Below are 26582 nucleotides of genomic sequence, written 5' to 3'. Positions count from 1 at the left end.
CCACAGCCCGCCCCCGGGCCGCAGCCGGTGCCCGCCCCGGCCGTTCCCGCCCCGCGCGCCTCCGGCACCCCGGCGCAGCCCGCGGTTCCCGCCCCCGCCGCGCCTCCCGCGCCGCAGCCCCCGGCCGCAGCCGAGCCCCCGGCCGCGGAGACGCCCGCCGAGCAGCCCGCCGCCCCGGCCGGTCCCGAGCCGGCCGACCCCGGCCCGGCCCCCGGCTTCCCCGAGTCCGAACGCGAGGCCGTGCACCGCCTGATGCGCGAACGCCGCGACATCCGCAACGGTTTCCGCTCCGACCCCATCCCCGACGACGTCCTGCTGCGCGTCCTCCAGGCCGCGCACACCGCGCCCAGCGTCGGCCTCTCCCAGCCCTGGGACTTCCTGATCATCCGCTCGCCCGAGACCCGGCAGGCCGTCCAGGAGCTGGCCGCCCGCCAGCGCGAGGCGTACGCCAAGTCGCTGCCCCGGGCCCGCGCCAAGAAGTTCCGCGAGCTGAAGATCGAGGCCATCCGGGAGACCCCGGTCAACATCGTCGTCACCGCCGACCCCACCCGCGGCGGCCGGCACACCCTGGGCCGCTACACCCAGCCGCAGATGGCCCCCTACTCATCGGCCCTGGCCGTGGAGAACCTCTGGCTCGCCGCCCGCGCCGAGGGCCTGGGCGTCGGCTGGGTCAGCTTCTTCGACGAGCGCGAACTCGGCCGCGCCCTCGGCCTGCCCGAGCACCTGGAGGTCGTCGCCTACCTGTGCGTGGGCTACGTGGACGCCTTCCCAGGCGAGCCCGAACTGGCCCAGCAGGGCTGGTCCCACAGCCGCCCGCTGGCCTGGGTCGTCCACGAGGAGACCTACGGCCGCCGCGCCCTGCCCGGCGCCGAGCCGCACGACCTGCTCAGCGAGACCCTGAGCGAGATCCGCCCCCTGGACGCCCAGGCGCTGGCCGAGGCGTGGGAGCGGCAGAAGCGGATGACCAAGCCCGCCGGGGCGCTGGGGGCCCTGGAGGTCATCTCCGCCCAGCTGTGCGGCCTCTCCCGGAGCTGCCCGCCGCCCGTCCCCGAGCCGGCCGCGGTCGCGATCTTCGCGGGCGACCACGGCGTGCACGCCCAGGGCGTCACCCCCTGGCCCCAGGAGGTCACCTCGCAGATGGTGGCCAACTTCCTGGGCGGGGGAGCGGTCTGCAACGCCTTCGCCACCCAGGTCGGCGCCGAGGTCTGCGTCGTGGACGTCGGCGTCCGCGGCGACCTTCCTCCCACGCAGGGCCTGCTCCCGCGCAAGGTGCGGCCGGGCACCGACGACTTCACCCAGGGCCCGGCCATGACCCGCGAGGAGGCGCTGCGCGCCGTCGAGGTCGGCATCGAGACCGCCCGCGACCTCGTCACGGCGGGCAACAAGGCCCTCCTGACCGGCGAGATGGGCATCGCGAACACCACCGTCTCCGCCGCGCTGATCGCCGTGTTCACCGACGCCGAGCCCGCCGAGGTCACCGGCCGCGGCACCGGCGTGGACGACGAGACGCACGCCCGGAAGGTGGAGGTCGTCCGCGCCGCCCTCCAGCTCCACGAGCCCGACCCGTCCGACCCCGTCGGGGTGCTGGCTGCCGTCGGCGGCCTGGAGCACGCCGCCCTCACCGGCCTGATCCTCGGCGGCGCCTCGCTGCGCGTGCCCGTCCTCCTCGACGGCGTCAGCGCCGGGGCCGCCGCCCTGGTCGCCCGCGCCATCGCCCCCGAGGCCGTCTCCGTCTGCATCGCCGGGCACCGCAGCGCCGAGCCCGGGCACCTGGCCGCGCTCACCGCGCTCGGCCTGCGCCCCCTGGTCGACCTCGACCTGCGGCTGGGGGAAGGGACCGGCGCCCTGCTGGCCCTGCCCGTGGTCCAGAGCGCGGCCCGCGCCATGCGCGAGGTGGCCACCTTCGACTCCGCCGGGGTGACCGACAAGAACTAGGCTTATTCCCCCCACACCGAGCCGCTCCAGCGCCGCAGCGGCCTCAGGCGTGCCCGCGTCCCCCCGGGCCCGCCACGCTCGTCCCCGATCCGCCGCGCGAGGAGCCGCCCGCGATGCCCGAGAACCCTGCCTACCCCGTCGGCCTGCGCCTGGCAGGCCGACGCGTCCTCGTGCTCGGCGGCGGCACCGTCGCCCAGCGCCGGCTCCCCGCCCTCCTCGCCGCTGGGGCCGAGGTGCTGCTTATCGCCCCCTCCGTCACCCCCTCCGTGCAGGCCATGGCCGAGGCGGGAGAGCTGCGCTGGGAGGCCCGCGGCTATCGTTCCGGCGACCTGGACGGCGCCTGGTACGCGCTGATCGCCACCGATGACCCGGCCGTCAACGCCGCCGCCTCCGCCGAGGCCGAGGAGCGCCGCGTGTGGTGCGTGCGCAGCGACGACGCCGAGGCGGCCACCGCCTGGACCCCGGCCACCGGCCGCAGCGACGGCGTCACCGTCGCCGTCCTCACCGGCCGCGACCCCCGCCGTTCCGCCGCCGTCCGCGACGCGGTCGTCGAGGGCCTGCGGGACGGCACCCTCACCGCGCCCCGGCACCGCGGGCGGCTGCCCGGCGTGGCCCTGGTGGGCGGCGGGCCCGGCGACCCCGACCTGATCACCGTGCGCGGGCGGCGGCTGCTGGCCGAGGCCGACGTGGTGATCGCGGACCGCCTCGGCCCGCGCGACCTGCTGGACGAGCTGCCCCCGCACGTCGAGGTCATCGACGCGGCCAAGATTCCCTACGGGCGGGCCATGGCCCAGGAGGCCATCAACGAGGCACTGATCGAGCACGCCAAGGCCGGACGTTCCGTGGTGCGCCTCAAGGGCGGCGACCCCTACGTCTTCGGCCGCGGCAAGGAGGAGGCCGAGGCGCTGGCCGCCGCGGGCATCCCCGTGACCGTGGTCCCCGGCGTCACCAGTGCCATCAGCGTGCCGGCCGCCGCGGGCGTCCCGGTCACCCACCGCGGGGTGGCGCACGAGTTCACCGTCGTCAGCGGGCACGTGGCCCCCGACGACCCGCGCTCCCTGGTCGACTGGCCCGCGCTGGCCGCCCTGCGGGGAACGCTGGTGCTGCTGATGGCGGTGGAGCGGATGGCCGCCATCGCGGAGACCCTCGTCCGGCACGGCCGCTCCGGCGACACGCCCACGGCTGTCATCCAGGAGGGCACCACGGCCGCCCAGCGCCGGGTCGACGCCACGCTGGCGACCGTGGGCCGCCGGATCGCCGAGGAGAACGTCCGCCCGCCGGCCGTCATCGTCGTCGGCGACGTGGTCGCCGTGGCCCCGCACGCCGGCTGAGCCGGGGGCGGGCACCGTGGAGGAGATCACCGACCCCGGCGACCCCCGGCTGGCCGACTACCTCTCCCTCACCGACGTGGCCCTGCGCCGCCGCGCGGAACCGGCGGGCGGGCTGTTCATGGCCGAGGGGGAGAAGGTCATCCGCCGCGCCCTGGCGGCCGGTTACCCGATGCGGTCGATGCTGGTGACGCCCCGCTGGGCCGAGGCGATGCGGGAGGTCGCGGCCGGTGCCGGGGCCCCGCTCTACCTGGTCGGCGCGGAGCTGGCCGAGCGGGTCACGGGCTACCACGTGCACCGGGGGGCGCTCGCCGCGATGCGGCGCACGCCGCTGCCCGCGCCCTCCGCCCTGCTGCCCGGCGCCCGCCGGCTGGCCGTGCTGGAGGCGGTCAACGACCACACCAACGTCGGCGCCGTCTTCCGCGGCGCCGCGGCCCTGGGCATGGACGGCGTGCTGCTCTCGCCCGACTGCGCGGACCCGCTCTACCGACGGGCGGTCAAGGTGTCGATGGGCGCCGTCTTCTCCCTGCCCTACGCCCGGCTCCCTCGCCTGGGCCCCGGCCTCGACGAGCTGCGCGCGGCCGGCTTCCGCCTCCTGGCCCTCACTCCGGACCCGGCCGCCGTCGACCTCGACGCCGCCGCCCGGGAGGCGGCGGGCTCCCGCGTCGCTCTGCTTCTCGGCAGCGAGGGCGAGGGCCTCTCCCCGCGTGCCCTGTCCGCCGCGGACGCGCGGGTGCGCATCCCCATGTCCCACGGCATCGACTCCCTCAACGTCGCCGCGGCGGCGGCCGTCGCGTTCTACGCCCTGACCCGCCCGGCGCCGGGGGGCTGAGGTCGCGCGTCCGGCCCTACAGAGGGCCCTGGCAGCCCTGGGCCGCCGCGATGCCCAAAGCGACCATCAGCGTGACGGTCACGAAGACCACCAGGCGCTGCCGCAGCAGCCGCCGGTCCACCGGGCGGCGGGGACGGCCGTTCCGCGTGGCCGTGCCGGCCGGGCGGGACTCGGGGCGCGGCTCGGGGCGGCGGGGCTGGGGCGCGCGGGGGGCCGCCTCCGGCCGGGAACGTCCCGAGGCGGGCCGCACGCCGCGCGCCTCGCGGGCCGCGATCTCCTTCAGCCGCAGCGAGAGCTGGAGCGTGCTGGGCCGCTCCTCGGGCGACTTGGCCAGGCAGGAGCGCAGCAACGGCGCCAGCGCGGCCGGGACGCCGCGCAACTGCGGCTCCTCGTGCACCACGCGGTAGAGCATCACCTCGGAACTGCCCTGCCCGAAGGGGGAGTCGCCCAGCGCTGCGTACGCCAGCGTGGCCCCCAGCGAGAACACGTCCGTGGCCGGTGTCACCGGCTGCCCGCGCACCTGCTCGGGAGCCAGGAAGCCGGGGGAGCCCACGGCCGTTCCGACGTGCGTGAGCGTGGAGGCGCCGGTGGCCCAGGCGATGCCGAAGTCGATGATCCGCGGGCCCTTGGGCGAGAGCAGGATGTTCGAGGGCTTCAGGTCCCGGTGGACCACCCCCGCCTCGTGGACGGCCACCAGGCCTTCGGCCAGCGCGGCGCCGATCGAGGCCGTCTCCGCGGCCGGCAGGGGCCCGTGCTCCATCACCCGGTCGTGGAGGGAGGGGCCGGGGACGTACTGGGTGGCGAACCAGGGGCGCGCGGCGTCCAGGTCCGCGGCCACCAGCCGGGCCGTGCACCCGCCGCGGATGCGCCGCGCCGCCGAGACCTCCCGGGCGAACCGCGAGCGGAACTCCTGGTCCTCGGCGAGGTCCGGTCTGATCACCTTCAGGGCCACCCGCTGCCCGCGCCGGTCGGAGCCCAGGTACACCACGCCCATCCCGCCGGCCCCCAGCCGCCGGTGCAGCCGGAACGCCCCGACGACTCGCGGGTCCTCGCGCCGGAGCCGCATCATCGCCATGTCCACCTCGCTGCCCGGTGCTTGTGCCGGTCCACAGCTTACGGACTGGGCGCCCCGGGCAGCGACAAGGCCGCGCGCGGGCGTTGCCCCGGCACACCCCTCCGGGAAACCCCGGGGGTGGCGCGGCGCGATATCCACCCTGGGGAGTAGCCGCGCCGCCCCTGCCTCCTCCTCCGGGATGCCCCCAGGTCAGTACGCCGGGCGGACGCGGGGGGCCGGGCCCGCGCCTAGGGTTGTTTCTCAAGCGGCGGGCGCAGCACTCGTCCCCCGAGGTCACCCGCCCGCCGCCCCAAGTCCACGACGGAAGGGGAGAGATGGCCCGCATCGCCACCCGGCCGGCACCCGCGAGGGCCGACCGGCACCCGCTGGTCGCCGCCGCCATGGTGCTGCCGCTGGCCCTCGCTCTCGCCGTCGTGACCGGCGGCGTGGAGGCCGTCATGACACAGGCGTCGTCCGTGGCCGGACTGCTGGGGCGCTGAGCGGCGCCCCGGGCCCGGGAGAGCGGCCCGGGTCGGGGACACCGGCCAAGACCCCGTGGGGACGGGGGTGAGACGGACGGCCAAGATGCCCGGGCAGCTGGGGAGCTGCCCGGGCATCGCGTTTCCCGCCGCCCGCCCCGCGCGGCGGGACACACACGACCGGCACGCACGGCAAGGGGCCGGTGAGCGTAGGTGACGCTCACCGGCCCCTTGCCGTATGCCGTGCGCGATACTGGGATTGAACCAGTGACCTCTTCCGTGTCAGGGAAGCGCTCTCCCGCTGAGCTAATCGCGCCGGGCCCCGGATGAGCCTCCCCACGTGCCCCGACGTCCCTGGGCGTCCGCCCAAGTCCGCACCGGTTGTCACGCAGTTAGTCACTCACCCGCTGCTGGTCCCAGACCTTAGCACCTTCGCCCGACTGCCTTCACCTCGCTGGCCTTGCCCACCCCCCATGGGCGTCCGCCATCCAGTGTACGAAGCGGCCAGTCGGTCGGCTCCCTATCGGAGCGACGGCCGAGTGCCCCGGCCGCAGGGGCGCGAACCTCTCCGGCACCAGTGCAGTCGTGCGGGGCGGCTTAAGGGGGAGTGGCTGAAGTGTCAGCGTTCTATCTTGGTTGTTTCCTGAGGTGCGAGGCGCTGTTCGTGGATATCAGCGCTGACCTGGCCACCCAGCGTCATAACATTCAGTGTCGCTGAGTTTTCGTTCGCAATCGCCTTTTCGACACGGGCAACCAGTAGAGAGAAGGCCTTGTCGTCGGACAAGGCCGTGTAAGGGCCCACTCGAGTTTCATAGTAGACGCGTTCATGGCCAAGTAGTTGCTCGGTTGATCTGTAGTTCTTCCACTGCTCACGGTAGCGGTACACGCTTTCGAGAGAGACGGAGATCAACACCAGGAGACTGACCACGGTGGCTGTGATTCGTGCCGCTGTGTGATCTACGTTCACCAAAGCCGGAACGAGTGCACCACCCACCACAGACAACGACCGCATCCTCAGATGCATGGCCTTGGTTTTGACGGCCTTCGTGTCGTACCAGCTCTGGTACTGGGTGAGACGGGTCTGTACGTAGTGCTCCGCTGCCGGGCTAGGGCTTCGCCCATCTGACGAATCCGCCGTGCTCTCTGCTGATGACATGACGGGAGTAGATCCGCCCGCCCGTGTAGACGTCAACTGCGAAGAAATCGCCAGGCTGGTCTGTCGCTGAGGGCGGCGGAGCGGGTTTGGTCGGTGGCCTGCCCGGGTTGGGATCGGGCATGGCCAGGGGGCCGTACGCTGGCCGGCGGATCGGGCAGCCTTGGCCTGCCCGCTGTTGTGCCCGATTGGCCCCCTGGGCTTGCCCGATGCGGGCCCCGGTCCGGGGAGGTGGCTAAAGCCGCGGAGCCGTCCGGCCCTGACGTGACGGCAGGTCCCCGTCATCGTGTCTGGGGCGCGGCCGGCGGGCCGGGCCGGAGCGGGGCGGAGACAGGAGCGGCGGCCCGGGGCCGCCGCGCCGCGCGCGCCGCGCGGATGCGCGGCGCCTTGAAGTCGTGGAGAAGGTTGTTACTCGGGCTCGGCGGTGATGTCCACGAGGGCGAAGCGGTTGAGGCGCATGAAGAGCTGGCCGGCGATGATCCAGCGTATGGCGGGGTGGCCGAACGGGATGCCGGTGACGTCGGTGAGGACGGGGCCTCGGCGGCCTGGGTGGTAGAGGGCTCCGTGGACTCCGGCCAGGGTGCAGCTGTGGACTCGCAGGGCGACGTGGCGTCGGCGTAGGTGGGGGCAGGCTCGGACCGCGAGGGTTGCGCAGGTGCGGCAGACCGGTGGGTGGGCGGTCTCCAGGCCCTGGGGCCAGGAGCCTGGCGCGTCGGAGGCTTCGCCGAGCAGCCACAGGACGCCGTGTTCGTTGCGGTCGGCGGGGCCGCCGCAGACCTGGCAGAGCAGGCCGGTCATCGCGACGCGCTGCCGCAGGGCGTGTACCGCGCCGAACCTGGGCTGTCCTTTGCCGGGAGTGGAGGGGATGCGGCGCCACAGGATGCCTCCGGTGTCGCGGTCGTAGGAGCGTTCGTCGGCGTAGGCCAGGCGCCCGCGCCGCTCCACGACTTCGACGTCCACGGGGCGTTCCCCGCTCCACTGGGTGATGTAGGGCACCTGCGCACGGTCAGTGCGGTTGCTCATGAGGGGTGTCTCCACGTTGTTACGCCGGGGTTCGGAGGTGGGCCGTGACGGTGTGGCCGTGGTGGTCGCCGGTGACCTGCCATGCGGTGGCGCAGGCGGTGACGAGGTAGAGGCCGCGTCCGCCGGTCGCGCCGTCGTCGGCGTGCTCGACGTGGGGCCGGCTGGCGGTGCTGCCAGAGTCGGTGACGGAGATGGTCACGGCCTGGCCGCCGTCGTCCGTGATGGCGAGCCGGAAGGCGGGGTGCGGGCTGGTGGTGTGGGCGATCGCGTTGGTGCCGAGTTCTGTGACGACGAGGGCGGCGTCGTCCGCGCAGGGGTGGGTGCCCAGGACGGCGCGGGTCCAGCGGCGGGCGCGGGTGATCTCTTCGGGGCGTGCGGGGAAGGTGCGGTGGTAGGTCGGCATGGGGGGCTCCGTCCCTGTCCACGTGCGGTTCCGGGTCTCGGCACCGGAGTCGGGCTGACACGGACCGCCACGACACGTAGAATTAGTACTAGCACCGTACTCTATGTGCGGGCGCCGAAAGTGTCAGTCCGCATTTTTCGTGCGGATGGCCACCCCGTAGCGTTCGCCTGACGGCGGTGCCCACCCCGAGACGCCGACGAGAGAGGAACCGGGATGTTCGGACTGATGGTGCGCTTCACCTGCAAGGACGAGACGGCCGCCGCCGCGTTCGACGAGCTGGTGGAGCGGACGGGAACGCAGATCCGCGCGAACGAACCAGGCACGGTGGTCTATGCGGTGCACCGCGTTGACGGCCGGCCGCTCCAGCGGATCTTCTACGAGCTGTACCGCGACGAGGCCGCGTTCCAGGCCCATGAGGAGCAGCCCTACGTGCGCGCGTTCCTCGCCGAGCGGGGGCAGTACCTGTCCGCGACCGAGGTGGACCGCCTGGCCTTCGTCTCCGACCACGGCGTGGACGCCCCGTGAGCAACGCCGACTACGAGAAGGCCCTCGGCCGGAAGATCGCCTTCCACCGCAAGCGGCGCGGCCTGTCCCAGAAGGAGTTCGCCGGGCTGCTGGGCCGCTCGGAAGCCTGGGTCTCCCAGGTGGAACGCGGCGTGCGGCGCATCGACCGGATGACCGTGCTGGAGAAGGTGGCCGAGGTCTTGGACCTGCCCGTCGGGGAGCTTGCGGCCGAAGCGCCCATCGTCGCATCCGTGGCCGAGGGCGAAGCCCCGGGCGCCAGCCGCCTGCGCCTGGTCCTCAGCGCCGCGCACTCACTGAAGGCGATCCTCGGCCGGCCGGAGCCGCCGGACGTTCCCGCCCTGCGGGCCGAGGTCGAACGCGCCTGGTCGCTGACCCACGAGGGCAACTACGCGGACCTGGCCGAGCTGCTGGAAGACCTCGTGCCGCGCCTGGAGTCGGCCACCCGCGCGGGCACCGAGGCGGAACGCCCGGAGCTGTTCCGGCTGCTGGCCGCGATGTACCACACGTGCAGCGCCGCGCTGGCGAACATGGGCGAGCCCGAAGCCGCCTGGATCGCCGTGGACCGCTCCGTCGTCGCCGCCGAACGCGCGGGCGACCCGCTGCTGATGGCCGCCGGGGAGTTCCGCCTGTCCATCGTCTTCCTCGGCGCCCGCCACTACGACCAGGCCGCCCGCGTCTCCGGCAGCGCCGCCGAAGCGCTCGCCCCGCTGGCCGAGGACGGCGGCCCCGAGGCCGTTGCCCTGCGCGGCGCGCTGACACTGCAACGCGCGGTCGCCGCGGGCCGGCTGAACCGGGCCGACGAGGCGTACGCCCATCTGCGGCAGGCCGGGGAGCTGGCCGAGCGCGTGGGCGAGGGCCGCAACGACTACAACACCGAATTCGGGCCCACGAACGTCGCCCTGCACGAAGTGGCCGTGGCGGTCGACCTCGGGGACGCCGGAGTCGCGCTGCGGGCAGCCGAGAACGTGGACGCCTCCGGCCTCTCCCCGGAACGCCAGGCCCGCTTCGGCATCGACGTGGCAAAGGCCCACGCCCAGCGCCGCCAGGTCGCCGAGGCCGTAGCCGCCCTGGCCAAAGCACGCGAGCTGCTGCCGGAGATGTTCCTGGCGAAGCCCGGCGTCAAGCAGCTCGTGTCCGACCTGGTGGCGATGAGTCCGCTGCCGTCCGATCAGCTTCGCGAGATGGCCCGGGAGTTGGGCGTACACGAAATGCGAACTGGTACCTGAAGTACTAGACAGTACTTTCAGTGCGGGTTACTGTGGTGGATGTCGGCACGCTCCTCTCCGCAGCCTGCGGGGAGGGCGATGCGGGCACGCGAACGCGCCGGGCAGGAAGGCAGACCTGAACCGGCGCGCGAGCAGCAGGGCCACAGCAACAGATGTGGCCTGAGCGGGAGGCAGACCCACTCAGGCCGGGTGCGTCTTTGGCATCAACGCTCTGGCAGCGTATCGCGCCCGCCCCGTATGCGGTCAACCTCCCGTTGTGCACCCATTCATCACGGTTAAGCGCCTCATCCGGCGCGGCACAAGGGAGAGCATCTTCGTGCGCACCATCCGCGTGGAGTCATCCGCGGCGACCATCCTGCTGACCGAAGCCCCGGCCCCCAAGGTCCGGGACCGGCAGACGGGCGAGATCGCCCAGGATGCCGAGACCGGCGAACGCCTCATGCGCGTCGGCGTCGTCTACATCGAGGACGGCGAGTCCTCGCTCATCCAGGTCACCATCCCCGAAAGCGGCGTGGCCGAGGGTCTGACCCTGGGCGCCCCGGTGGCCCTGCCGGGCCTGATCGCCCGGCCGTGGGAGTCGGTGTTCAACGGCCGGCAGCGCCACGGCATCGCCTTCCGCGCCGCCGCCGTAACCCCGGCCGCGTTCCCGGCCGTGGCGGCGGGGGCCTGAGCACCGTGTCGGAACTGCTGACAGTGCTCGGTGTGGGCGGCCCGGCCGCTGCGCTGGGCGGCACCGCCCTCTACGCCCGGAGTCGGCACCCGGCCCTGTACTGGCCGGCGGTCGGGCTGCCGTTCTCCGCCGCCCGCCTGCTGGGCACCTACGGGTCGGTCATGGAGGCGTGCGGCCTGACCGTGCCGCCCTCCCGGCTGCATGCCCTGGCGGTCCGGGCGGCAACGCGCCGGGAAGTGCGGCCCGTTCCGCCCCGGCGCGGCATGCTGCGCCCCACCGCGACCGGGCTGCGGTTGCGGCTGCGCCTGGCCCCGGGCCAGGAAGTCGCGGACCTGGCCGCCTCGACCGAACGCCTCCGCCACGCCTGGGGTGTTCATGCCGTCCACGTCGCCGAGATCAAGCCCGGCACGGTGGAACTGCGGCTCGTCGGCTTCGACGTGCTGCGCATGGTGCGGATGCCGCGCCGCACCGGCAGTGGATTCCTGCGCGTGCCGGTCGCGTTGCGCGAGGACGCCACCGCCTACCTCCGTGACTATCGGGCCGTGCCGCACCAACTCACCCTCGGCGCAACGCTGTCGGGCAAGTCCATGTACCTGCGGCACCTCCTCGCGGGGCTGGCCGGTCAGCCGGTGGCGCTGGTGGGCATCGACTGCAAGCGGGGCGTCGAGCTGGCGCCGTTCGCCCCGCGCCTGTCCGCGCTGGCCACCGACCCCGGCGAAGCGGCCGAGCTGCTGCCGGTGCTGGTGCGGCTGATGGAGGAGCGCTACGACCTCATACGCGCCCGGCAGCGCATCCCGCGCGGCACCGCCCCCGAGGAGATGACCTCCGACGTCTGGGGCTTGCCGGAGAGCGAACGCCCGGTGCCGGTCGTGGTGTTCATCGACGAGGTGGCGGAGCTGTTCCTGACCGCCTCCCGCAAGGACGAGGAACGCCGCGACGAGATGGTCACCCAGCTCGTCCGCCTCGCTCAACTCGGCCGCGCCGCCGGGATCTTCCTGGAGATCTGCGGCCAGCGCTTCGGCGCCGAGCTGGGCAAGGGCGCCACCATGCTCCGGGCCCAGCTCACCGGCCGCGTCTGCCACCGCGTCAACGACGAGGCCACGGCGAAGATGGCGCTGGGTGACATCGCACCCGAGGCGGTCACCGCGGCCTGCGCCATCGCCCCGGAACGCCCCGGGCTGGCCGTGGCCGGCGACACCTCCGGCGGGTGGACCCGCATCCGTACCCCCTTCCTCGCCCTGGCCGACGCGGCCGACCGCTGCCGCACGACCGCGCATCTGGTGCCGGACCTTCCCCCGCTCATGCCCTTCCGGCCCGTGACCGGCAGCACCGCCGCCGAAGCGGCCTGACCACACCCGCCCACCACGCGAACGGACGGCGCGCCCCTCCTCGGGCGCCCCGCCCCTGCCCCCTCACGCCCGCAACCAGGAAACAACCAGGAAGGAGGCCCGCCGTGCGCGTGCACCTGGCCCGCGTGGACGCCGTGCTCGTCCAAGCGGTCATCGCAGCCGCGCTGTCCTTCGCCCACATCCACGACCTGGCGGCGGCGGCCGGACAGGGCGGCTGGAAGGCGTGGGCCTACCCGGTCTCCGTTGACCTGCTCCTCGTCGCCGCCTGGCGCCGCCTGCGCGACGGCGCCACCCCGGCCGCCGGATGGTGCTGGTTCCTCATCGCCCTGGCCGCCTCGCTCGGCGCGAACGTCGCGACGGCCGGGCTGCTCGACCTGGCCGCCGTGCCCGTCTGGCTGCGCATCCTCGTCGCCGGATGGCCCGCCGTCGCGTTCCTGGGCGGAACCCTCCTCGCCCACACCCCGCCGGCTCCGAACGGCCAGGAGCAGCCAGCCGCGCCGGAACCGGCCCGGCCCCCCGCGGCTGCTCCCGTCCCCGACGCCCTGCTCACCCACGCCCGCAAGGTCGCCGCCGAGCATCGCGCCCGGACCGGCAGTCCCATCGACGCACCGACCCTGCGCGCCCGCCTCGGCGTTCCCCAGCCGCTCGCCGAAGCCATCGTCACCCGCCTGTGAAGGAGAGAGGTCCCGCATGCTGCGCCGCTTCCGCGACGTCATCCGCCTCGGCCCGGTCAAGGTCGGCACCGCCGACGACCGGCGGGGTCGCACCAAGCACACCGCCGCCTGCACCGCCCCGCGCTGCGGCTTCTCCGCCGAGTACGACACCCGCTCGGCCGCCGAACTCGCCGCCCGCACGCACCGCTGCCCCGCCCGCTGAAAGGAGCCCGCAACCCGTGAACGTCAGCCTGCCCCTGGTCGTCATCCTCGGCCTGATCGCCCTGGGCGCCGTGAAGTTCCTCGGCGTCCGCCCCTGGCTCGTCGCGGTGATCACCCTCTTCGGCTTCTACCTCGCCGACACCATCGCCGCACCGCTCATCGACTCCGGCACCCGTTCGGGCGTCCAGATCGTCAACGACACCCAGGACTGACCCGCGCATCAAGCCCACGGCCCCGGGGCGGCCTCGATACCGCCAAGCATCCGCCGCCCCGGGACCCAACCCCTCCCACGTCTACAGCGCAGAAGGAGAACCCCCATCATCCCCCGCACCACGCCGCCGCCGCTGCCCGAACTCGGCAAGCTGGCCGCCACCGGCACCCTGCCCGCCCTCGCCCGGCAGCTCTCCGGCCTGGGCGGATGCACACGCCCCATCCGCCTGACCGGACAGCGCACCGAACACCACATCGACCGGTCAACCGGCGAAATCGGCAACGTCCTGCGCCACCTCGACTCCGCCGAGCTGCCCGCCGGGCACCTCCTGACCCGCTGCAACAACCGCCGCGCCACCCGCTGCCGGGCCTGCGCCGAGACCTACCGTCGCGACACCTACCACCTGATCACCGCCGGCCTGCGCGGCGGAAAGAACGTCCCCGAACACGTCGCCTCGCACCCCCGCGTCTTCGCCACCTTCACCGCCCCCAGCTTCGGGCCCGTCCACAACCGCCCCACCACCCGCCCGGCCTGCCGCTGCGGCATCCGGCACGACCAGGCGGACGAACAACTCGGCACACCCCTCCACCCCGACGTCTACGACTACGAAGCCGCCGTCCTGTGGAACGCCCACGCCGGGGCCCTGTGGCGCCGCTTCACCATCCACCTGCGCCGCGAGATCGCCAAGCGGGCCGGACTCACCCAACGCGCCTTCCCCCACCACGCCCGCGTCTCCTTCGCCAAGGTCGCCGAGTACCAGAAACGCGGCGCCGTCCACTTCCACGCCGTCATCCGCCTCGACGGCCCCGGCGACGACCACACCTCGCCCCCGGCCTGGGCAACGCCCGACCTGCTCACCGATGCCGTCCGCGCCGCCGCGGCCACCGCTGGCGTTCCCGGGCCCGTCATCGACGGCCGCGCCCACACCTTCACCTTCGGCCCACAGCTCGACGTGCGCACGATCCGCTCCGCCGCCTTCGATTCAGGCACCGAACTGACCGACCAGGCCGTTGCCGCCTACATCGCCAAGTACGCCACCAAGGGCGCCGAAACCGCCACCGGCACCCTTGACCGGCCCTTGCGCTTCCTCGCCGAGCTGGCGCCCCTCGGCCTGACCGACCACGCCCGCCGGCTGATCCGCACCGCCTGGACGCTCGGCGCGCGCAGAGACCTCGAACACCTCCGCCTGCGCGCCTGGGCCCACATGCTCGGCTTCCGCGGCCACTTCTCCACCAAGTCCCGCCGCTACTCCACCACCCTCACCGCCCTCCGCGACGCCCGCACCGACTGGCGACGCACCCAGAACGGAGAGCCCCACCACCCCGAGGAGACAACCCTCGTCCTCGCCCACTGGGCCTACGCCGGAAGCGGCCTGGCCCCCGCCGAAGCCTGGCTGTCCGCCACCTTGGCTCCGGCCTCGGCGGAAGGTACCAGCCGTTCGCCCAGCTCCGAGGGGGGACGGTGACCATGAGCGCCCTCACTGCCCGACACGAGCCCTCCAACGTTCCGCTCCTCTACCGGGTGGAGGACGCCACGCGCGTGCTCAACCTGAGCCGCAGCGTCGTCTACGAGCTGATCCGCACCGGACGTCTGCGCGTCGTGCACGAGGGCCGCGCCTGCCGCATCCCGGCCAGCGCGCTCCGTGCGTACGTCGAACTCCTCGAACGCGAAGCGGGCGAGCGCCGGTGACCAAGCGACGGAGCAGGGGCGACGGCGGGCTCCACTGGGACGCCAAGCGAGAACGCTGGATCGCCACGGCCAGCCTCGGCTACAACGCCGCCGGCAAGCGCATCGTCAAGCGTGGAAGCGGCCGGACCAAGACTGAGGCCAAGGCGAAGCTCAAGGAAGTCCTCCGCGACTACGAAGACGGCCTGGCCATCGCGCCCACCGGCTACACGGTGGCCGACGCGGTGCATGACTGGCTTGCCTACGGCCTCGCCGACCTCGACGCAGGAACGGTGACCAAGAACCGCATCCTGTGCGAGACGCACGTCATTCCGGCGCTCGGGGCCCGTAAGCTCCGTGACCTGAGCGCGGACGATGTCGACAAGTGGCTTGCTGAGAAGGCCCGGACGCTCAGCACCAGCACCCTGCGCATGATCCGTTCGTGCCTCAACCGGGCGGTGAAGCGGGCCATGGCCCGGGACAAGGTGAAGCGGAACGTCGTGGAGCTGTGCTCGGTGCCCACGGGGCAGCCGGGTCGGCCCTCCAAGGCGCTCACCTTCGCCCAGGCCGATGCGGTGCTCCGGGCCGCCGAGGACTCCGCGCTGCACGCCTACATCGTGGCGTCCCTCCTCACCGGGGCACGGACCGAGGAACTGCGCGCACTCACCTGGGACCACGTGGACCTGGAAGGGAAGCCGGACGCGGCCCCGGAGATCCCGCCGCACATCGCCGTATGGCGCTCGGTGCGGACCAGCGGGGACACCAAGACCCGAAGGTCACGGCGCACCCTGGCGTTGCCCGCACGTTGCGTCGAGGCGCTGGTCAAGCACCACCAGGAGCAGCAGGAGGCGCGGCGGCGGGCGGGCGAGCGGTGGCACGAGCGCGGCCTCGTCTTCGCCTCCGAGGTGGGTACCGCGCTGGATGCGGCGAACGTGCGCCGGGCCTTCCGGCGGGTCCTCGTCCGGGCCGGCCTCACGGCAGGGGAGTGGACCCCGAGGGAGCTCAGGCACAGCTTCGTGTCGCTCCTGTCGGACCACGGCGTTCCGGCCGACAAGATCGCCCTCCTGGTAGGGCACAACACTTCGAAGACGACGGAGGTCGTCTACCGTCATCAGATCCGGCCGGTGATCCAGACGGGGGCGGTCGTCATGGACCGGATCTTCAGGAGCGAACGAGAGGCTTAGTCACGCAGTTAGTCACTCGGCACGAACCAGGGGCCGTCTCCCATGAAGGGAAACGGCCCCTGAGCTGTGTGGACGATACTGGGATTGAACCAGTGACCTCTTCCGTGTCAGGGAAGCGCTCTCCCGCTGAGCTAATCGTCCGAGGTGGAGACGGGATTTGAACCCGTGTAGACGGCTTTGCAGGCCGTTGCCTCGCCTCTCGGCCACTCCACCGGATGGGGGCGGGCCCCCTTCGAGCGGACGACGAGACTCGAACTCGCGACCCCCACCTTGGCAAGGTGGTGCTCTACCAACTGAGCTACGTCCGCAATATGCCGTCTCCGGCGCCACTTCCGTGCCCCGGGGACGCCATGAACTGTAGCGGATTCACCGGCCAGCTCAAACTCAGTTCCCCCTGCGCCACCGCCTAGACTCGCACACGTGCACGATGTCCTCCCCCTCGCCCGCCTCGGCGGATTCCTCGCCACCGGGCTGCGGGACGTGACCGACGACCCCGCCGCCCTGGAGTCCACGGGCTGGTGGGCGGTGGTCGCCGGCTTCGAGGGGCGGCTGGTGTGCGCCCGGTTCGACCGGGTCGTGCCCGCCCCCGCGGCGCCCGCCGCCGGCTGGCGCGGGCCCGGGGCGGGGGAGTGGGTCTCCTCCCTGGACCGCGAGGGCTACACCGCGGGCGTCGAGGCGGTCAGGCGGCAGATCGCGGCCGGCGAGGTCTACCAGGTCAACCTCTGCCGCGTCCTGACCGCCCCGCTCCCCGGCGGCCCCGGCGGCCCCGGCCAGGACATCGACGCGCTCGCCGGGCTGCTGGCCCGCCGCCACCCCGCGCGTTACGCGGGCAGCGTCCGTCTCCCCGCCCACGGCGTGGAGATCGCCACCGCCTCGCCCGAGCTGTTCCTGCGCCGGGACGGGCGCACCGTGGAGTCGGGCCCGATCAAGGGCACCGCCACCGGCGCCGAGGCCCTGCTGCCCAAGGACACCGCCGAGAACGTCATGATCACCGACCTGGTGCGCAACGACCTGGGCCGCGTCTGCTCGCCCGGCACCGTGGCCGTTCCCGGGCTGTGCGTGCCCGAGCCCTACCCCGGCCTGGTCCACCTGGTCTCCACCGTCCGCGGCGAGCTGGCCCCCGGCGCCGGGTGGCCGCGATTGCTGGAGGGCACCTTCCCGCCCGGCTCGGTTACCGGCGCGCCCAAGTCCAGCTCCCTGCGCGTCATCCGCGCCCTGGAGCCGGTCGCGCGCGGACCCTACTGCGGCGCCGTCGGCTGGGTCGACGCCGACCGCCGCACCGGCGAACTCGCCGTCGGAATCCGGACGTTCTGGATCGACCGGACCGGCGGCGGCCCGCCGCTGCTGCGCTTCGGCACCGGCGCCGGCATCACCTGGGACTCCGACCCGGCGGGGGAGTGGGCCGAGACCGAGCTGAAGGCGGCCCGCCTGATCGGGGTAGCGTCGGAGGGGCAGGCGGCGAGCGACCCGAGAGGAAGCCACCATGGCGCTGATCTGGCTGGACGGTGAGCTGCGCGACCCCGACAGCGCGCGGATCTCCGTCTTCGACCACGGACTGGTCGTCGGCGACGGCGTGTTCGAGACCGTCAAGACGGAGGGCGGCAGGCCGTTCGCCCTCACCCGCCACCTGGAGCGGCTGGCCGCCTCCGCGGCCGGGCTCGGCCTGCCCGCCCCGGACCCGGACGAGGTGCGCCGCGGCTGCGCCGCCGTGCTGGAGGCCGTTCCGCTGCCCCTGGGGCGCCTGCGGATCACCTACACCGGCGGCGTCGCGCCCCTGGGCTCAGACCGCGGGCCCGTTGCGCTGCCCACCCTGGTCATCGCCCACGCCGAGACCCCGCGCCGCCCCGACACCACCGCGGTGATCACCGTCCCCTGGACCCGGAACGAGCGCGGCGCCCTGACCGGCCTGAAGACCACCTCCTACGCGGAGAACGTCCTGGCCCTGGCCCGCGCCCGCCAGGAGGCCGCCAGCGAGGCCCTGTTCGCCAACACCGCAGGACGGCTGTGCGAGGGCACGGGCACCAACGTCTTCGTCGTCCTGGGCGGCGAGCTGCACACCCCGCCGCTGTCCTCCGGCTGCCTGGCCGGGATCACCCGCGCCCTGGTCGTGGAGTGGACCGGCGCCCGCGAGACCGACCTGCCGCTGGAGTGCCTGGCCGAGGCCGAGGAGATCTTCCTCACCTCCTCCACGCGCGACGTCCAGGCGGTGCGGCGGGTGGACGGCCGGGAGCTGCCGGGGGCGCCGGGGCCGGTGACCGCCAAGGCCCTGCGGGTCTTCCGGGAGCGGTCGGCCGCCGACCTCGACCCGTGACCGGCCCCGCCCGCGCACCCGGTGGCGCACCCGGCGGTGCAGAGGCGATGCGCGAGCCCCGCGGGCGGGCAGGGATACGGCGATGACCACCACACTGCGCCCCGCCGGGCCCGAGGAGCGCGCCCCGGACGGCGCCCGGGCCCGCGCCTTCGACGTCCGGGTCAACGGCCGCCGCGCCGGCGGCCTGCGCCTGTCCGCCGAGCCGCCCGCGCTGGGCGGCGCCGGCCGGATCGAGGAGTTGGAGATCCAGCCGGAGGACCGGCGCCGGGGCCGGGCGACGGTCGCGGCGCTGGCCGCCGAGGAGGTGCTGCGCGGCTGGGGCTGCCGCGAGGCGGCCGTGGCCCTGCCCGCCGGAGCCGAGGGGCCCCTGGCCCTGGCCGCGGCGCTGGGCTACGCCGAGCGCAACCGCTTCCTGGCGAAGCCCCTTCCCGAGCAGCCCCCGCCCCTCCCGCCCGGGTACACGGCCCGTGCCATGGGCCCGGAGGAGTACCCGGCGTGGCTGGAGGAGGAGCAGGCCACGTTCGCGGCCGGCTGGACCGGGCGGGGCCTGAGCCCGGCCGCCGCCCGCGCCCGCGCGGAGGCCGCGCGGGCCACGTACCTGCCCGACGGGCCCGCCGGGGAGCACACCGCGCTGCGGGTCCTCACGCACGGGGCGGGGGAGGCGGGCGCCCTGTGGGTCTCCACGGACGCACCGCGCCTGAGGCACGGCGTGGACGCCTTCGTCCTGTCCGTCCGTGTGCCCGAGGAGCGGCGCGGGCGCGGCCACGGCCGGGCCCTGATGCGGGAGGCGGAGCGGGTCTGCCGCGCCGCGGGCGGGCGGCTGCTGGGGCTGAACGTCTTCGCGGGGAACGTCTCCGCGCTGCGGCTGTACGCGTCCCTGGGCTACCGGCCGGTGGAGATCGGCCTGGCCAAGCCCCTGCTCTGAGCGGTCCCCGGGGCCCCGGGCCGGGGTTCCGTCCGGGTGCCCTCGGGGGCCGCCCGGAGATGTCCCTGATCCGCGACCGGGGCCATGGCTTTCCGCCGGGCGGCGCGGCACGATGGACACATGCTGATCGGCACCGTCTGCACCCTCCTCTCCGCCGCCGGCCTGGGCGCGGCCCTGCTGGTGGCCCGCCGCCGCCGCTACGCCCTGGCCCTGCGCGTGGCTGCCGTGGCGCTGCTGCCCGTGGGCCTGGCCATGACGGGCGTGGTGCGGTTCGTCGTGACCATGACCTTCGACCCCGTGGCCTGGGCGGGCTTCGGGGTGCTCGGCACGGCCGCCCTCCTGTTCCTGACCGGCCGCCTGGCCTCCGGCCGGGGCCGGCCCGCTCCGGCGGCGCCCGCGGCGGGGCCCGCCGCCGCGCCGGGCCGCCCGCTGCCCGCCGCGGGCGCCGGGCGGGGCGCCGGGCGGGGCGCGGAGGACGCGTCCGACTTCTCCGAGATCGAGGCGATCCTGAAGAAGCACGGCATATGACGACCGGGGGCGCGCGGCCGAAAGACGGCCGAATCGGTGCGTTCCACCGCCCCGGCCGGGTCATCATCGGCGCGTCATGGCGCATTCCACCGAGGACGACCCGGACCCGGCCCGTCCGCCCGAGCCCCCGGCGGAGGGCCGCGGCTGCCTCTTCGCCCTCTCACAGCCCCCGCTGATGCTCTTCCTGGCGGTGATCGGAGCGCTGCTGCTGATCACCGGCCTGCACGACCAGTTTCTCCTGTAGAGCGGGGCCTGCTGTGAAGGGGGCCTCAGGCCGTGCGCTGGCGGGCGCGGTAGGCCGCGACGTGCAGCCGGTTCCCGCAGGTGCGGCTGGAGCAGTAGCGGCGCGAGCGGTTCCGGGAGAGGTCGACGAACGCCCGGCCGCAGCCCGGCGCCTCGCAGCGGCGCAGCCGCTCCCGTTCCCCGGCCACGACCATGAACGCCAGGGCCATGCCGCAGTCGGCCGCCAGGTGGTCGGCGACCGAGGCCCCCGGCGCGAAGTAGTGCAGGTGCCAGTCGTGCCCGTCGTGGTCCGTCAGCCGCGGGGTGGTCCCGGCCGCGGCCACCAGGGCGTTGATCAGCTCCGCGGCGCGCGCGTCGGAGGTCGCGGCGAAGACCTCGGCGAAGGCGGCGCGCACGCGGCGCACCGCCCGCAGGTGGCGTTCGTCCAGGTCGGCCAGGCGCACGTCGCTGACGGCGTGGGCGGCGACGAACGCCCGCAGCGCGGGGACGTCCGCCAGCTCGTCGGGCGTGTCCTCCGCGCCCGCGGTGTTCAGCAGAGCGACGGCCTGGTCGAGGGCGCAGCGGGTGTCGTGAGTGATCAGCACGGAGGGCTCCGGGGTCCGCCGCCGGCCGCCCGGCGGCGGACGGCAGGCGACGGGCGGTTCCCGAGAGCCTAGCGCCGACCGCACGACGGCGCCGCCGCGGTGGGAAACCGCGGCGGCGCCGTGGGAGGGTTTGTCGCCGGCCCCGCGCCGTCGCCCCGAGTCAGACGGCGCGGGAGGCCGGCGGGTCTCTAGCTCTCCGCCAGGATGTGCGAAAGCTCGGTGTCGAGGTCGAAGTGCCGGTGCTCCGTGCCCGGCGGCACGGCGGCGTCGGTGCGCTTGAGGAACGACTCCAGGGCCCGGGCCGGCGCCTCCAGCAGCGCCTCGCCCTCCGGGGAGCTGAGGGCGATGCAGACCACGCCCTGGCCGTGGCTGCGGGAGGGCCACACCCGGACGTCGCCGGTGCCGGTGGGCCGGTGCAGCCCCTCGGCGAGGAGATCTCGGGCGAAAACCCATTCGACGGTTTCTTCGGCTCCGGTGTGAAACGTCGCATGGACGGCGTAGGGGTCCGCCGTGTCATACCGCAGCCCCGCGGGTACAGGAAGTGAGGACTCGCTCGATACGACGAGGCGCAGGTGCAGCTCGCAGCTGACCGTGGTGTTCATAAGCGCCAGGGCCTTTCGCTCAGTGTGCGCTCGGGGATTCGCACGTCGGCCAAATCGAGATGCCACGTACGCGCCGGTTGTAAACACCTCCGCCCTATTTGTGGCCTTTAAAGTCATTCCAATGGGCGAGTGACAATATGTGGTGCAACGGGAGGCGCAGGATGACGGACGGGGCGGAACGCCGATTCAGATTCCGCAGTGACTGGCGGATCCCCGCGCCCGCGGCGGCCGTCTTCGCCGTCCTGGAAAACGTCGAGGACTATCCCGCGTGGTGGCCCCAGGTCCGGGAGGTGATTCGCGACGGCCCCGATTCCGGGCGCTGCCGGTTCCGCTCCTTCCTCCCCTTCGAGCTGCGGGTGACGGCCACCGCGGCGCGCCGGGACCCGGCGGCCGGGCTGCTGGAGGTCGTCCTCGCCGGGGACCTCGACGGCCGGGTCCGCTGGCTGCTGAGGCCCCGCCCCGGCGGCACGGCCGTGCGCTACGAGCAGGACACCGCCCTGCGCAAACCCGGGCTGCGCCGGCTCGCCCGCCCCGCCCGGCCGCTGCTGATCGCCAATCACGCGCTGATGATGCGCGCCGGGCGGCGAGGTCTGCGCGCCCGGCTGGGAGTTCGGGCGGGATCGCATTTGGATGAGGGCTGAGGGGCACTGTATGGTTCTTCCCGTGCCGCAGGGCACCCGGGGCGATTAGCTCAGCGGGAGAGCGCTTCGTTCACACCGAAGAGGTCACTGGTTCGATCCCAGTATCGCCCACAGCCGGGAAGGCCGGTCCGCAACAGAGCGGACCGGCCTTCGCGTTGTCGTGAAGTACGCGGCCCGGGGCGCCGCACGCTCGCCGCCGCCGCGCCCCCGCGCGGCGCTCGGTACGATGCCCCCGGCGCGGCGCGGGCCGCGTTCCGTCGCCCCGCGGCAGGGGCCGTCAGTCAGGAGAGACCGGTGTCAGACGTCCGTGTGATCATCCAGCGCGATTCCGAGCGGGAAGAACGCGTGGTGGCCACGGGCACGACGGCCGGCGCCCTCTTGAAGGGGGAGCGTGCGGTCATCGCCGCCCGGGTCGGCGGAGCGCTGCGCGACCTGGCCCACCCGCTGGCCGACGGCGACGAGGTCGAGCCCGTGGACATCGCCTCCCCCGACGGCCTCGACATCCTGCGGCACTCCACCGCGCACGTCTTGGCCCAGGCCGTGCAGGAGCTGTTCCCCGAGGCCAGGCTGGGCATCGGCCCGCCCATCAAGGACGGCTTCTACTACGACTTCGACGTCGAGCGGCCGTTCAACCCCGAGGACCTGGGCCGCATCGAGAAGCGGATGCAGCAGATCCAGAAGCAGGGCCAGCGCTTCGCCCGGCGGGCCGTCAGCGACGAGGAGGCCCGCGAGGAACTGGCCGCCGAGCCCTACAAGCTGGAGCTGATCGGCCTCAAGGGCGCCGCCGCCGAGTCCGCCGAGGGCGCCTCCGCCGAGGTCGGCGCGGGCGAGCTGACCATCTACGACAACCTCGACCCCAAGTCCGGCGAGCTGTGCTGGAAGGACCTGTGCCGCGGGCCGCACCTGCCCAGCACCCGCCTGATCCCGGCGTTCAAGCTGATGCGCTCCGCCGCCGCCTACTGGCGCGGCAGCGAGCGCAATCCCCAGCTCCAGCGGATCTACGGCACCGCCTGGCCCACCAAGGACGCGCTCAAGGCGCACCTGGAGTTCCTGGCCGAGGCCGAGCGCCGCGACCACCGGCGCCTGGGCACCGAGCTGGACCTGTTCTCCATCCCGGAGGAGCTGGGCTCGGGCCTGGCCGTCTTCCATCCCAAGGGCGGCACCGTCCGCAAGGTCATGGAGGACTACTCGCGCCGCCGCCACGAGGAGGCCGGGTACGAATTCGTCAACACGCCGCACATCTCCAAGGGGAAGCTCTTCGAGGTCTCGGGGCACCTGCCGAACTACGCCGAGTCGATGTTCCCCCCCATGGAATTCGAGGGGCACGACTATTACCTCAAGGCGATGAACTGCCCCATGCACAACCTGATTTTCCGGGCGCGCGGGCGGTCCTACCGGGAATTGCCACTGCGGCTTTTCGAGTTCGGCACCGTCTACCGCTACGAGAAGTCCGGCGTCGTGCACGGCCTCACCCGCACCCGGGGATTCACCCAGGACGACTCCCACATCTACTGCACCAAGGAGCAGATGGCGGACGAGCTGGACGCCCTGCTCACCTTCGTGCTCGGCCTGCTGCGGGACTACGGCCTGAGCGACTTCTACCTGGAGCTGTCCACCCGCGGCGAGGGCGACAAGTTCATCGGCTCCCCCGAGGAGTGGGAGGAGGCCACCGAGACGCTGCGCCAGGCCGCCGGCAAGCAGGGGCTCAGCCTGGTCATGGACCCCGGCGGCGCCGCCTACTACGGCCCCAAGATCTCCGTGCAGGCCCGCGACGCCATCGGCCGCTCCTGGCAGATGTCCACCCTCCAGGTCGACTTCCAGCAGCCCAAGCGCTTCGGCCTGGAGTACACCGCGGCCGACGGCTCCCGCCAGACCCCCGTCATGATCCACCGCGCGCTCTTCGGCTCCATCGAGCGGTTCTTCGCCGTCCTGCTGGAGCACTACGCGGGCGTCTTCCCCCCGTGGCTGGCCCCCGTCCAGGCCGTGGGCATCCCCGTCGGGGACGCCCACGTGCCCTACCTGAAGGAGTTCGCGGCCGAGGCCAAGGCCGCCGGCCTGCGGATGGAGGTGGACTCCTCCGCGGACCGCATGCAGAAGAAGATCCGCACCGCGCAGAAGCAGAAGATCCCCTTCATGGTGATCGCCGGGGACGAGGACGTGGCGGCCGGGGCCGTCAGCTTCCGCTACCGCGACGGCTCCCAGAAGAACGGCATCCCGCGCGCCGACGCCCTGGCCGAGATCGCCGCGGCCGTCGAGAGCCGCACCCAGGTCTGAGCCGCCCGCCCGCCCGCGAACGCCCGCCCGTCCGCCGTCCCGGGGCCCCGCGCCCCGGGACCCGGGCGCCAGGCTCAACGCCATATGCTGGCCGCCATGAGCAGCGAGCCGGAGCAGCAGATCGGGGTGGGAACGCCGGACGCGTTCCAGCGGCTGTGGACGCCGCACCGCATGGCCTACATCCAGGGCGAGGGCAAGCCCACCGGCCCGGGGTCCGGGGACGGCTGCCCCTTCTGCGCGATCCCCGGCAAGAGCGACGAGGACGGCCTCATCATCACCCGCGGCGAGAGCGTCTACGCCGTGCTCAACCTCTACCCGTACAACGGCGGCCACCTCCTGGTGGTCCCCTACCGGCACGTCGCGGACTACACCGACCTCGACGCCGCCGAGACGCTGGAGCTGGCCGAGCTGACCAAGCGGGCCATGACCGCGATCCGCCGCGCCTCCGGCGCCCACGGCTTCAACATCGGCCTCAATCAGGGCTCCGCGGCCGGCGCCGGCATCGCGCCGCACCTGCACCAGCACGTGGTGCCCCGCTGGGGCGGCGACGCCAACTTCATGCCCGTCGTCGGCCACACCAAGGTGCTGCCCCAACTCCTCGCCGATACGCGGCGGATGCTCGCCGCGGCCTGGCCCGGCGCGGAGGAACGCCCGGCCGCGGACCGGCCCGCGGCCGACTGACGGCGCGCGGCGGGCCGTTGCGCACTTCCGGCGCCCGCGGACGGCCCGTCCTTCCGGGGCTCCTAGAGGTTGTACTCGTCCGCCTGCCGGGGCTCGGCGGTCTGCACCAGGCCGCTGAGCACCTGCGAGCGGTTCTCGAACGCCGACACGTCCACGCCGTGCTCGGCCAGCACCCGCACCGCCGCCGCGTGCGCCACCCGCAGCACGGGCGTCGCCGTGCGCAGCACGTCGTCCACCATGAAGCGGTTGCGCCAGGGCGTCGTGGCCCACGTGTGCCGCAGCCCGAACGGCTCGGGCAGGGAGAGCGTTCCCCCCAGCTTGTCCAGCCGCCCGGGGAACCAGGTCAGCGGCGCCCGCGCGGCCAGCCGCACGACCTCCTGCGGGGTGACCAGCGGCAGCTCCTGCTCCTCCTTCCTCCAGGGCCGCAGCGGGTTGCGCACCTCGCGCTTCTTGGCCTCCGGGCCCTTGCGGAAGAAGCCGTGCACCGGGCCCAGCGCGTGCGCCGTGACCTCGATGCGCAGCGTGCGGTGCAGCACGGTCACCGTGATCATCATCGTGATCACCAGCTCGCCGTCCCACTGCACGAACTGCACGCCCAGGTAGTGCCGGTCGCCGCTGCCGAACTGCTGCTCGTTGCAGATCCGCTGCACCTCGATGTTGGAGAAGCTGTACCCGTCGGCGGTCGGGCCCTCCGGGCGCGCCACCTCCGAGGCGCCCTCGCCGACGTGCCGGACCACCCAGTGCGTTATCGAGGGCTGGGAGAAGCCGCCGGTGTGCAGCGGGCCGCGCTCCAGCAGCCGGAGCTGGTCGTGCATGGCGCGCGCCACGTCCCAGCTGCGGAAGGGGTCGATGTCCCGCCCCTCGTCCTTGGGCCGCAGCTCCTCCGCCAGCTGCCAGCTCGCCCAGCGCACGCCCATGCCCAGTATCCCCTTGGGGCCGGCGTAGTAGACGAGGTTGCTGCGCTGCTCGGCCGCCAGCCGGGCCAGGCCCACCCGCAGCCGCTCGGCCTCCGCGTCGTTCGGGTTGCGCGGGACCGCCTCGGGGATGACCGCGCCCGCCCCGCCCCCGCCGACCAGCGACTTCCACTGCCCGCGCAACTGCTTGGCGGTGCGCTCGCAGATCTCCCGGGCCAGGAACCAGCCGATGACCGGCGCCGGCAGCATGCTCCAGACGTAGATCCGCAGCACGCCGTCCACCGGCAGCCGCAGCGCCCCGAAGATGATCAGCGCCGTGAGCAGCACGAGCAGCGCCATCCCCAGCACGCCCGCGCGCCGGTCCTGGGACCCGGCGATCGTGCGCCGCAGCTGGAAGAGGCCCAGCCAGATCAGCACGCCCGGCAGGAAGAGCACCCCGCACACCAGCATGATCACCGTCAGCCGCCGGTCCCGCAGGCGCCGGATGCGCTTGGCCGCCAGCGCGTGCTCCACCACGGTCTGCGGCTCCGCGCCGAAGGACTGGATCAGCGGCTTGCGCTTCTCCCCGAGCATCCGCGTCTCCACGGCCCGGGTGAACGCCTCCCCGAGGTTGGGCTCCAACAGCGAGAAGCGGCCCTCCTTCACCGAGGCGCCGTCGTTCGGCTCGCATATGTCCTTCGGGTCGCCGTCCCGGTAGGCGACCGAGGCGATGGCGTGGCTCACCCCGGTCCGCCCGCTGTCCGCGCCGGACAGCGGAACCTGCGCGCCGGGCGCGAAGTCGAACTCCACCCCCGCCGCATTCCTCAGGTCGTCCAGCCCCGCCATCGGGACACCCCCAGCTCCTCGAACGCCATCCGCGCCGGCCGTCGAACGCCAGCCGCCCTCAGGGCAGTTCCCCTTCGGCGGGCGCGGCACACCTGCCCTCCGATCAGCCTAACGCCGCCACCCGTCCGGGCGCCCCCACCCC

Annotated in this window: 29 protein-coding genes and 5 tRNA genes; 23 read left to right on the top strand and 11 right to left on the bottom strand. The window is 73.8% G+C overall.

What is annotated here, in order from left to right; all coding sequences use genetic code 11:
• The 3 genes from cobT to RM780_RS17985 form a co-directional block, all read left to right on the top strand.
• A partial coding sequence (gene cobT, locus RM780_RS17995; protein ID WP_311631776.1) for a nicotinate-nucleotide--dimethylbenzimidazole phosphoribosyltransferase occupies positions 1-1935 on the top strand: 1935 nt, incomplete at its 5' end.
• A gap of 113 nt (positions 1936-2048) precedes the next feature.
• Positions 2049-3266, top strand: a complete 1218-nt coding sequence (cobA, locus tag RM780_RS17990) for a uroporphyrinogen-III C-methyltransferase (protein ID WP_311631775.1) — start codon at positions 2049-2051, stop codon at positions 3264-3266.
• Positions 3267-3282: 16 nt separating this feature from the next.
• Complete coding sequence (locus RM780_RS17985) at positions 3283-4095, top strand: TrmH family RNA methyltransferase (RefSeq protein ID WP_311631774.1); 813 nt, start codon at positions 3283-3285, stop codon at positions 4093-4095.
• Between the two features lie 16 nt (positions 4096-4111).
• On the opposite strand, the gene RM780_RS17980 is transcribed toward RM780_RS17985, so the two are convergent.
• On the bottom strand, positions 4112-5170 hold the full coding sequence (locus RM780_RS17980; RefSeq protein ID WP_311631773.1) for a serine/threonine-protein kinase: 1059 nt from the start codon (positions 5168-5170) through the stop codon (positions 4112-4114).
• Positions 5171-5484: 314 nt separating this feature from the next.
• Here RM780_RS17980 and RM780_RS17975 point away from each other — a divergent pair, with 314 nt between their 5' ends.
• On the top strand, positions 5485-5649 hold the full coding sequence (locus tag RM780_RS17975) for a hypothetical protein (RefSeq protein WP_311631772.1): 165 nt from the start codon (positions 5485-5487) through the stop codon (positions 5647-5649).
• 223 nt (positions 5650-5872) lie between these two features.
• Here RM780_RS17975 and RM780_RS17970 read toward each other — a convergent pair.
• From RM780_RS17970 to RM780_RS17955, 4 genes are all read right to left on the bottom strand, one after another.
• A tRNA-Val gene (locus RM780_RS17970) sits at positions 5873-5944 on the bottom strand.
• 303 nt (positions 5945-6247) lie between these two features.
• Complete coding sequence (locus RM780_RS17965) at positions 6248-6784, bottom strand: DUF4231 domain-containing protein (RefSeq protein ID WP_311631771.1); 537 nt, start codon at positions 6782-6784, stop codon at positions 6248-6250.
• A gap of 405 nt (positions 6785-7189) precedes the next feature.
• On the bottom strand, positions 7190-7804 hold the full coding sequence (locus RM780_RS17960) for a hypothetical protein (protein WP_311631770.1): 615 nt from the start codon (positions 7802-7804) through the stop codon (positions 7190-7192).
• A 19-nt stretch (positions 7805-7823) separates the two neighbouring features.
• A complete protein-coding gene (locus RM780_RS17955) occupies positions 7824-8207 on the bottom strand; it encodes an ATP-binding protein (protein ID WP_311631769.1) in 384 nt (127 codons plus the stop codon).
• Between the two features lie 213 nt (positions 8208-8420).
• On the opposite strand from RM780_RS17955, the gene RM780_RS17950 reads away from it, so the two are divergent.
• From RM780_RS17950 to RM780_RS17905, 10 genes are all read left to right on the top strand, one after another.
• Entirely contained in the window at positions 8421-8732 is a 312-nt protein-coding gene (locus tag RM780_RS17950; RefSeq protein ID WP_311631768.1) for a putative quinol monooxygenase, read from the top strand.
• Positions 8729-9958 carry a helix-turn-helix domain-containing protein gene (locus RM780_RS17945; RefSeq protein WP_311631767.1) on the top strand — a complete coding sequence of 410 codons (1230 nt, stop codon included), beginning with the start codon at positions 8729-8731 and terminating at the stop codon, positions 9956-9958. Before RM780_RS17950 ends, RM780_RS17945 begins: the two co-directional genes overlap by 4 nt.
• Before the next feature lie 316 nt (positions 9959-10274).
• Complete coding sequence (locus tag RM780_RS17940) at positions 10275-10628, top strand: SCO3933 family regulatory protein (RefSeq protein WP_311631766.1); 354 nt, start codon at positions 10275-10277, stop codon at positions 10626-10628.
• 5 nt (positions 10629-10633) lie between these two features.
• Positions 10634-11977 carry an FtsK/SpoIIIE domain-containing protein gene (locus RM780_RS17935; protein WP_311631765.1) on the top strand — a complete coding sequence of 448 codons (1344 nt, stop codon included), beginning with the start codon at positions 10634-10636 and terminating at the stop codon, positions 11975-11977.
• A gap of 104 nt (positions 11978-12081) precedes the next feature.
• The gene (locus RM780_RS17930) at positions 12082-12651 is read left to right on the top strand and encodes a DUF2637 domain-containing protein (protein ID WP_311631764.1); all 570 of its coding nucleotides are present in this window, start codon (positions 12082-12084) and stop codon (positions 12649-12651) included.
• A 16-nt stretch (positions 12652-12667) separates the two neighbouring features.
• Positions 12668-12853 (top strand): mobile element transfer protein, encoded by a 186-nt coding sequence (locus RM780_RS17925; RefSeq protein ID WP_311631763.1) that lies wholly within the window; start codon positions 12668-12670, stop codon positions 12851-12853.
• Between the two features lie 16 nt (positions 12854-12869).
• Positions 12870-13064, top strand: a complete 195-nt coding sequence (locus RM780_RS17920; protein WP_311631762.1) for a hypothetical protein — start codon at positions 12870-12872, stop codon at positions 13062-13064.
• 168 nt (positions 13065-13232) lie between these two features.
• The gene (locus RM780_RS17915; protein WP_311631780.1) at positions 13233-14528 is read left to right on the top strand and encodes a replication initiator; all 1296 of its coding nucleotides are present in this window, start codon (positions 13233-13235) and stop codon (positions 14526-14528) included.
• A gap of 2 nt (positions 14529-14530) precedes the next feature.
• Entirely contained in the window at positions 14531-14752 is a 222-nt protein-coding gene (locus RM780_RS17910) for a helix-turn-helix domain-containing protein (protein ID WP_311631761.1), read from the top strand.
• The gene (locus RM780_RS17905) at positions 14749-15912 is read left to right on the top strand and encodes a site-specific integrase (protein WP_311631760.1); all 1164 of its coding nucleotides are present in this window, start codon (positions 14749-14751) and stop codon (positions 15910-15912) included. Before RM780_RS17910 ends, RM780_RS17905 begins: the two co-directional genes overlap by 4 nt.
• A gap of 69 nt (positions 15913-15981) precedes the next feature.
• Here RM780_RS17905 and RM780_RS17900 read toward each other — a convergent pair.
• From RM780_RS17900 to RM780_RS17890, 3 genes are all read right to left on the bottom strand, one after another.
• Positions 15982-16053 (bottom strand) — tRNA-Val (locus RM780_RS17900).
• Between the two features lies 1 nt (position 16054).
• A tRNA-Cys gene (locus tag RM780_RS17895) sits at positions 16055-16125 on the bottom strand.
• Between the two features lie 22 nt (positions 16126-16147).
• Positions 16148-16220, bottom strand: a tRNA-Gly gene (locus RM780_RS17890).
• A 112-nt stretch (positions 16221-16332) separates the two neighbouring features.
• Between RM780_RS17890 and RM780_RS17885 the strand changes: the two genes are divergently transcribed.
• The 5 genes from RM780_RS17885 (at position 16333) to RM780_RS17865 (ending at position 19920) form a co-directional block, all read left to right on the top strand.
• The gene (locus RM780_RS17885) at positions 16333-17421 is read left to right on the top strand and encodes a chorismate-binding protein (protein WP_311631759.1); all 1089 of its coding nucleotides are present in this window, start codon (positions 16333-16335) and stop codon (positions 17419-17421) included.
• On the top strand, positions 17396-18223 hold the full coding sequence (locus RM780_RS17880) for an aminotransferase class IV (RefSeq protein ID WP_311631758.1): 828 nt from the start codon (positions 17396-17398) through the stop codon (positions 18221-18223). Before RM780_RS17885 ends, RM780_RS17880 begins: the two co-directional genes overlap by 26 nt.
• Positions 18224-18305: 82 nt before the next feature.
• A complete protein-coding gene (locus tag RM780_RS17875; RefSeq protein ID WP_311631757.1) occupies positions 18306-19148 on the top strand; it encodes a GNAT family N-acetyltransferase in 843 nt (280 codons plus the stop codon).
• A gap of 120 nt (positions 19149-19268) precedes the next feature.
• Positions 19269-19676, top strand: coding sequence for a hypothetical protein (locus tag RM780_RS17870; protein WP_311631756.1), 408 nt, complete (start codon positions 19269-19271; stop codon positions 19674-19676).
• Between the two features lie 76 nt (positions 19677-19752).
• Positions 19753-19920, top strand: coding sequence for a hypothetical protein (locus RM780_RS17865; RefSeq protein WP_311631755.1), 168 nt, complete (start codon positions 19753-19755; stop codon positions 19918-19920).
• A 25-nt stretch (positions 19921-19945) separates the two neighbouring features.
• Here the strand turns inward: RM780_RS17865 and RM780_RS17860 are convergent, their stop codons facing one another.
• Both RM780_RS17860 and RM780_RS17855 read right to left on the bottom strand, forming a co-directional pair.
• Positions 19946-20503, bottom strand: a complete 558-nt coding sequence (locus RM780_RS17860) for a CGNR zinc finger domain-containing protein (protein WP_311631754.1) — start codon at positions 20501-20503, stop codon at positions 19946-19948.
• A gap of 188 nt (positions 20504-20691) precedes the next feature.
• Positions 20692-21105, bottom strand: coding sequence for an SsgA family sporulation/cell division regulator (locus RM780_RS17855; RefSeq protein WP_003959770.1), 414 nt, complete (start codon positions 21103-21105; stop codon positions 20692-20694).
• A 161-nt stretch (positions 21106-21266) separates the two neighbouring features.
• Between RM780_RS17855 and RM780_RS17850 the strand changes: the two genes are divergently transcribed.
• The 4 genes from RM780_RS17850 to RM780_RS17835 all read left to right on the top strand — a co-directional run bounded on the left by RM780_RS17850 (position 21267) and on the right by RM780_RS17835 (position 24701).
• Positions 21267-21746 (top strand): SRPBCC family protein, encoded by a 480-nt coding sequence (locus tag RM780_RS17850; RefSeq protein WP_311631753.1) that lies wholly within the window; start codon positions 21267-21269, stop codon positions 21744-21746.
• Positions 21747-21785: 39 nt separating this feature from the next.
• Positions 21786-21857: transfer RNA gene (locus RM780_RS17845), tRNA-Val, on the top strand.
• A gap of 183 nt (positions 21858-22040) precedes the next feature.
• A complete protein-coding gene (gene thrS, locus RM780_RS17840; RefSeq protein WP_311631752.1) occupies positions 22041-24020 on the top strand; it encodes a threonine--tRNA ligase in 1980 nt (659 codons plus the stop codon).
• Positions 24021-24104: 84 nt separating this feature from the next.
• Positions 24105-24701 (top strand): HIT family protein, encoded by a 597-nt coding sequence (locus RM780_RS17835; RefSeq protein WP_311631751.1) that lies wholly within the window; start codon positions 24105-24107, stop codon positions 24699-24701.
• 62 nt (positions 24702-24763) lie between these two features.
• Here RM780_RS17835 and RM780_RS17830 read toward each other — a convergent pair whose 3' ends face one another.
• Positions 24764-26440, bottom strand: a complete 1677-nt coding sequence (locus RM780_RS17830) for a hypothetical protein (protein WP_311631750.1) — start codon at positions 26438-26440, stop codon at positions 24764-24766.
• Positions 26441-26582: the final 142 nt, after the last annotated feature.

This window comes from Streptomyces boetiae (assembly GCF_031845405.1).
In the GTDB taxonomy this organism is placed as follows: Bacteria; Actinomycetota; Actinomycetes; order Streptomycetales; family Streptomycetaceae; genus Streptomyces; species Streptomyces boetiae.
Note: the sequence above shows the minus strand (reverse complement) of the source record. Positions and strands in the feature narration are given on the sequence as shown.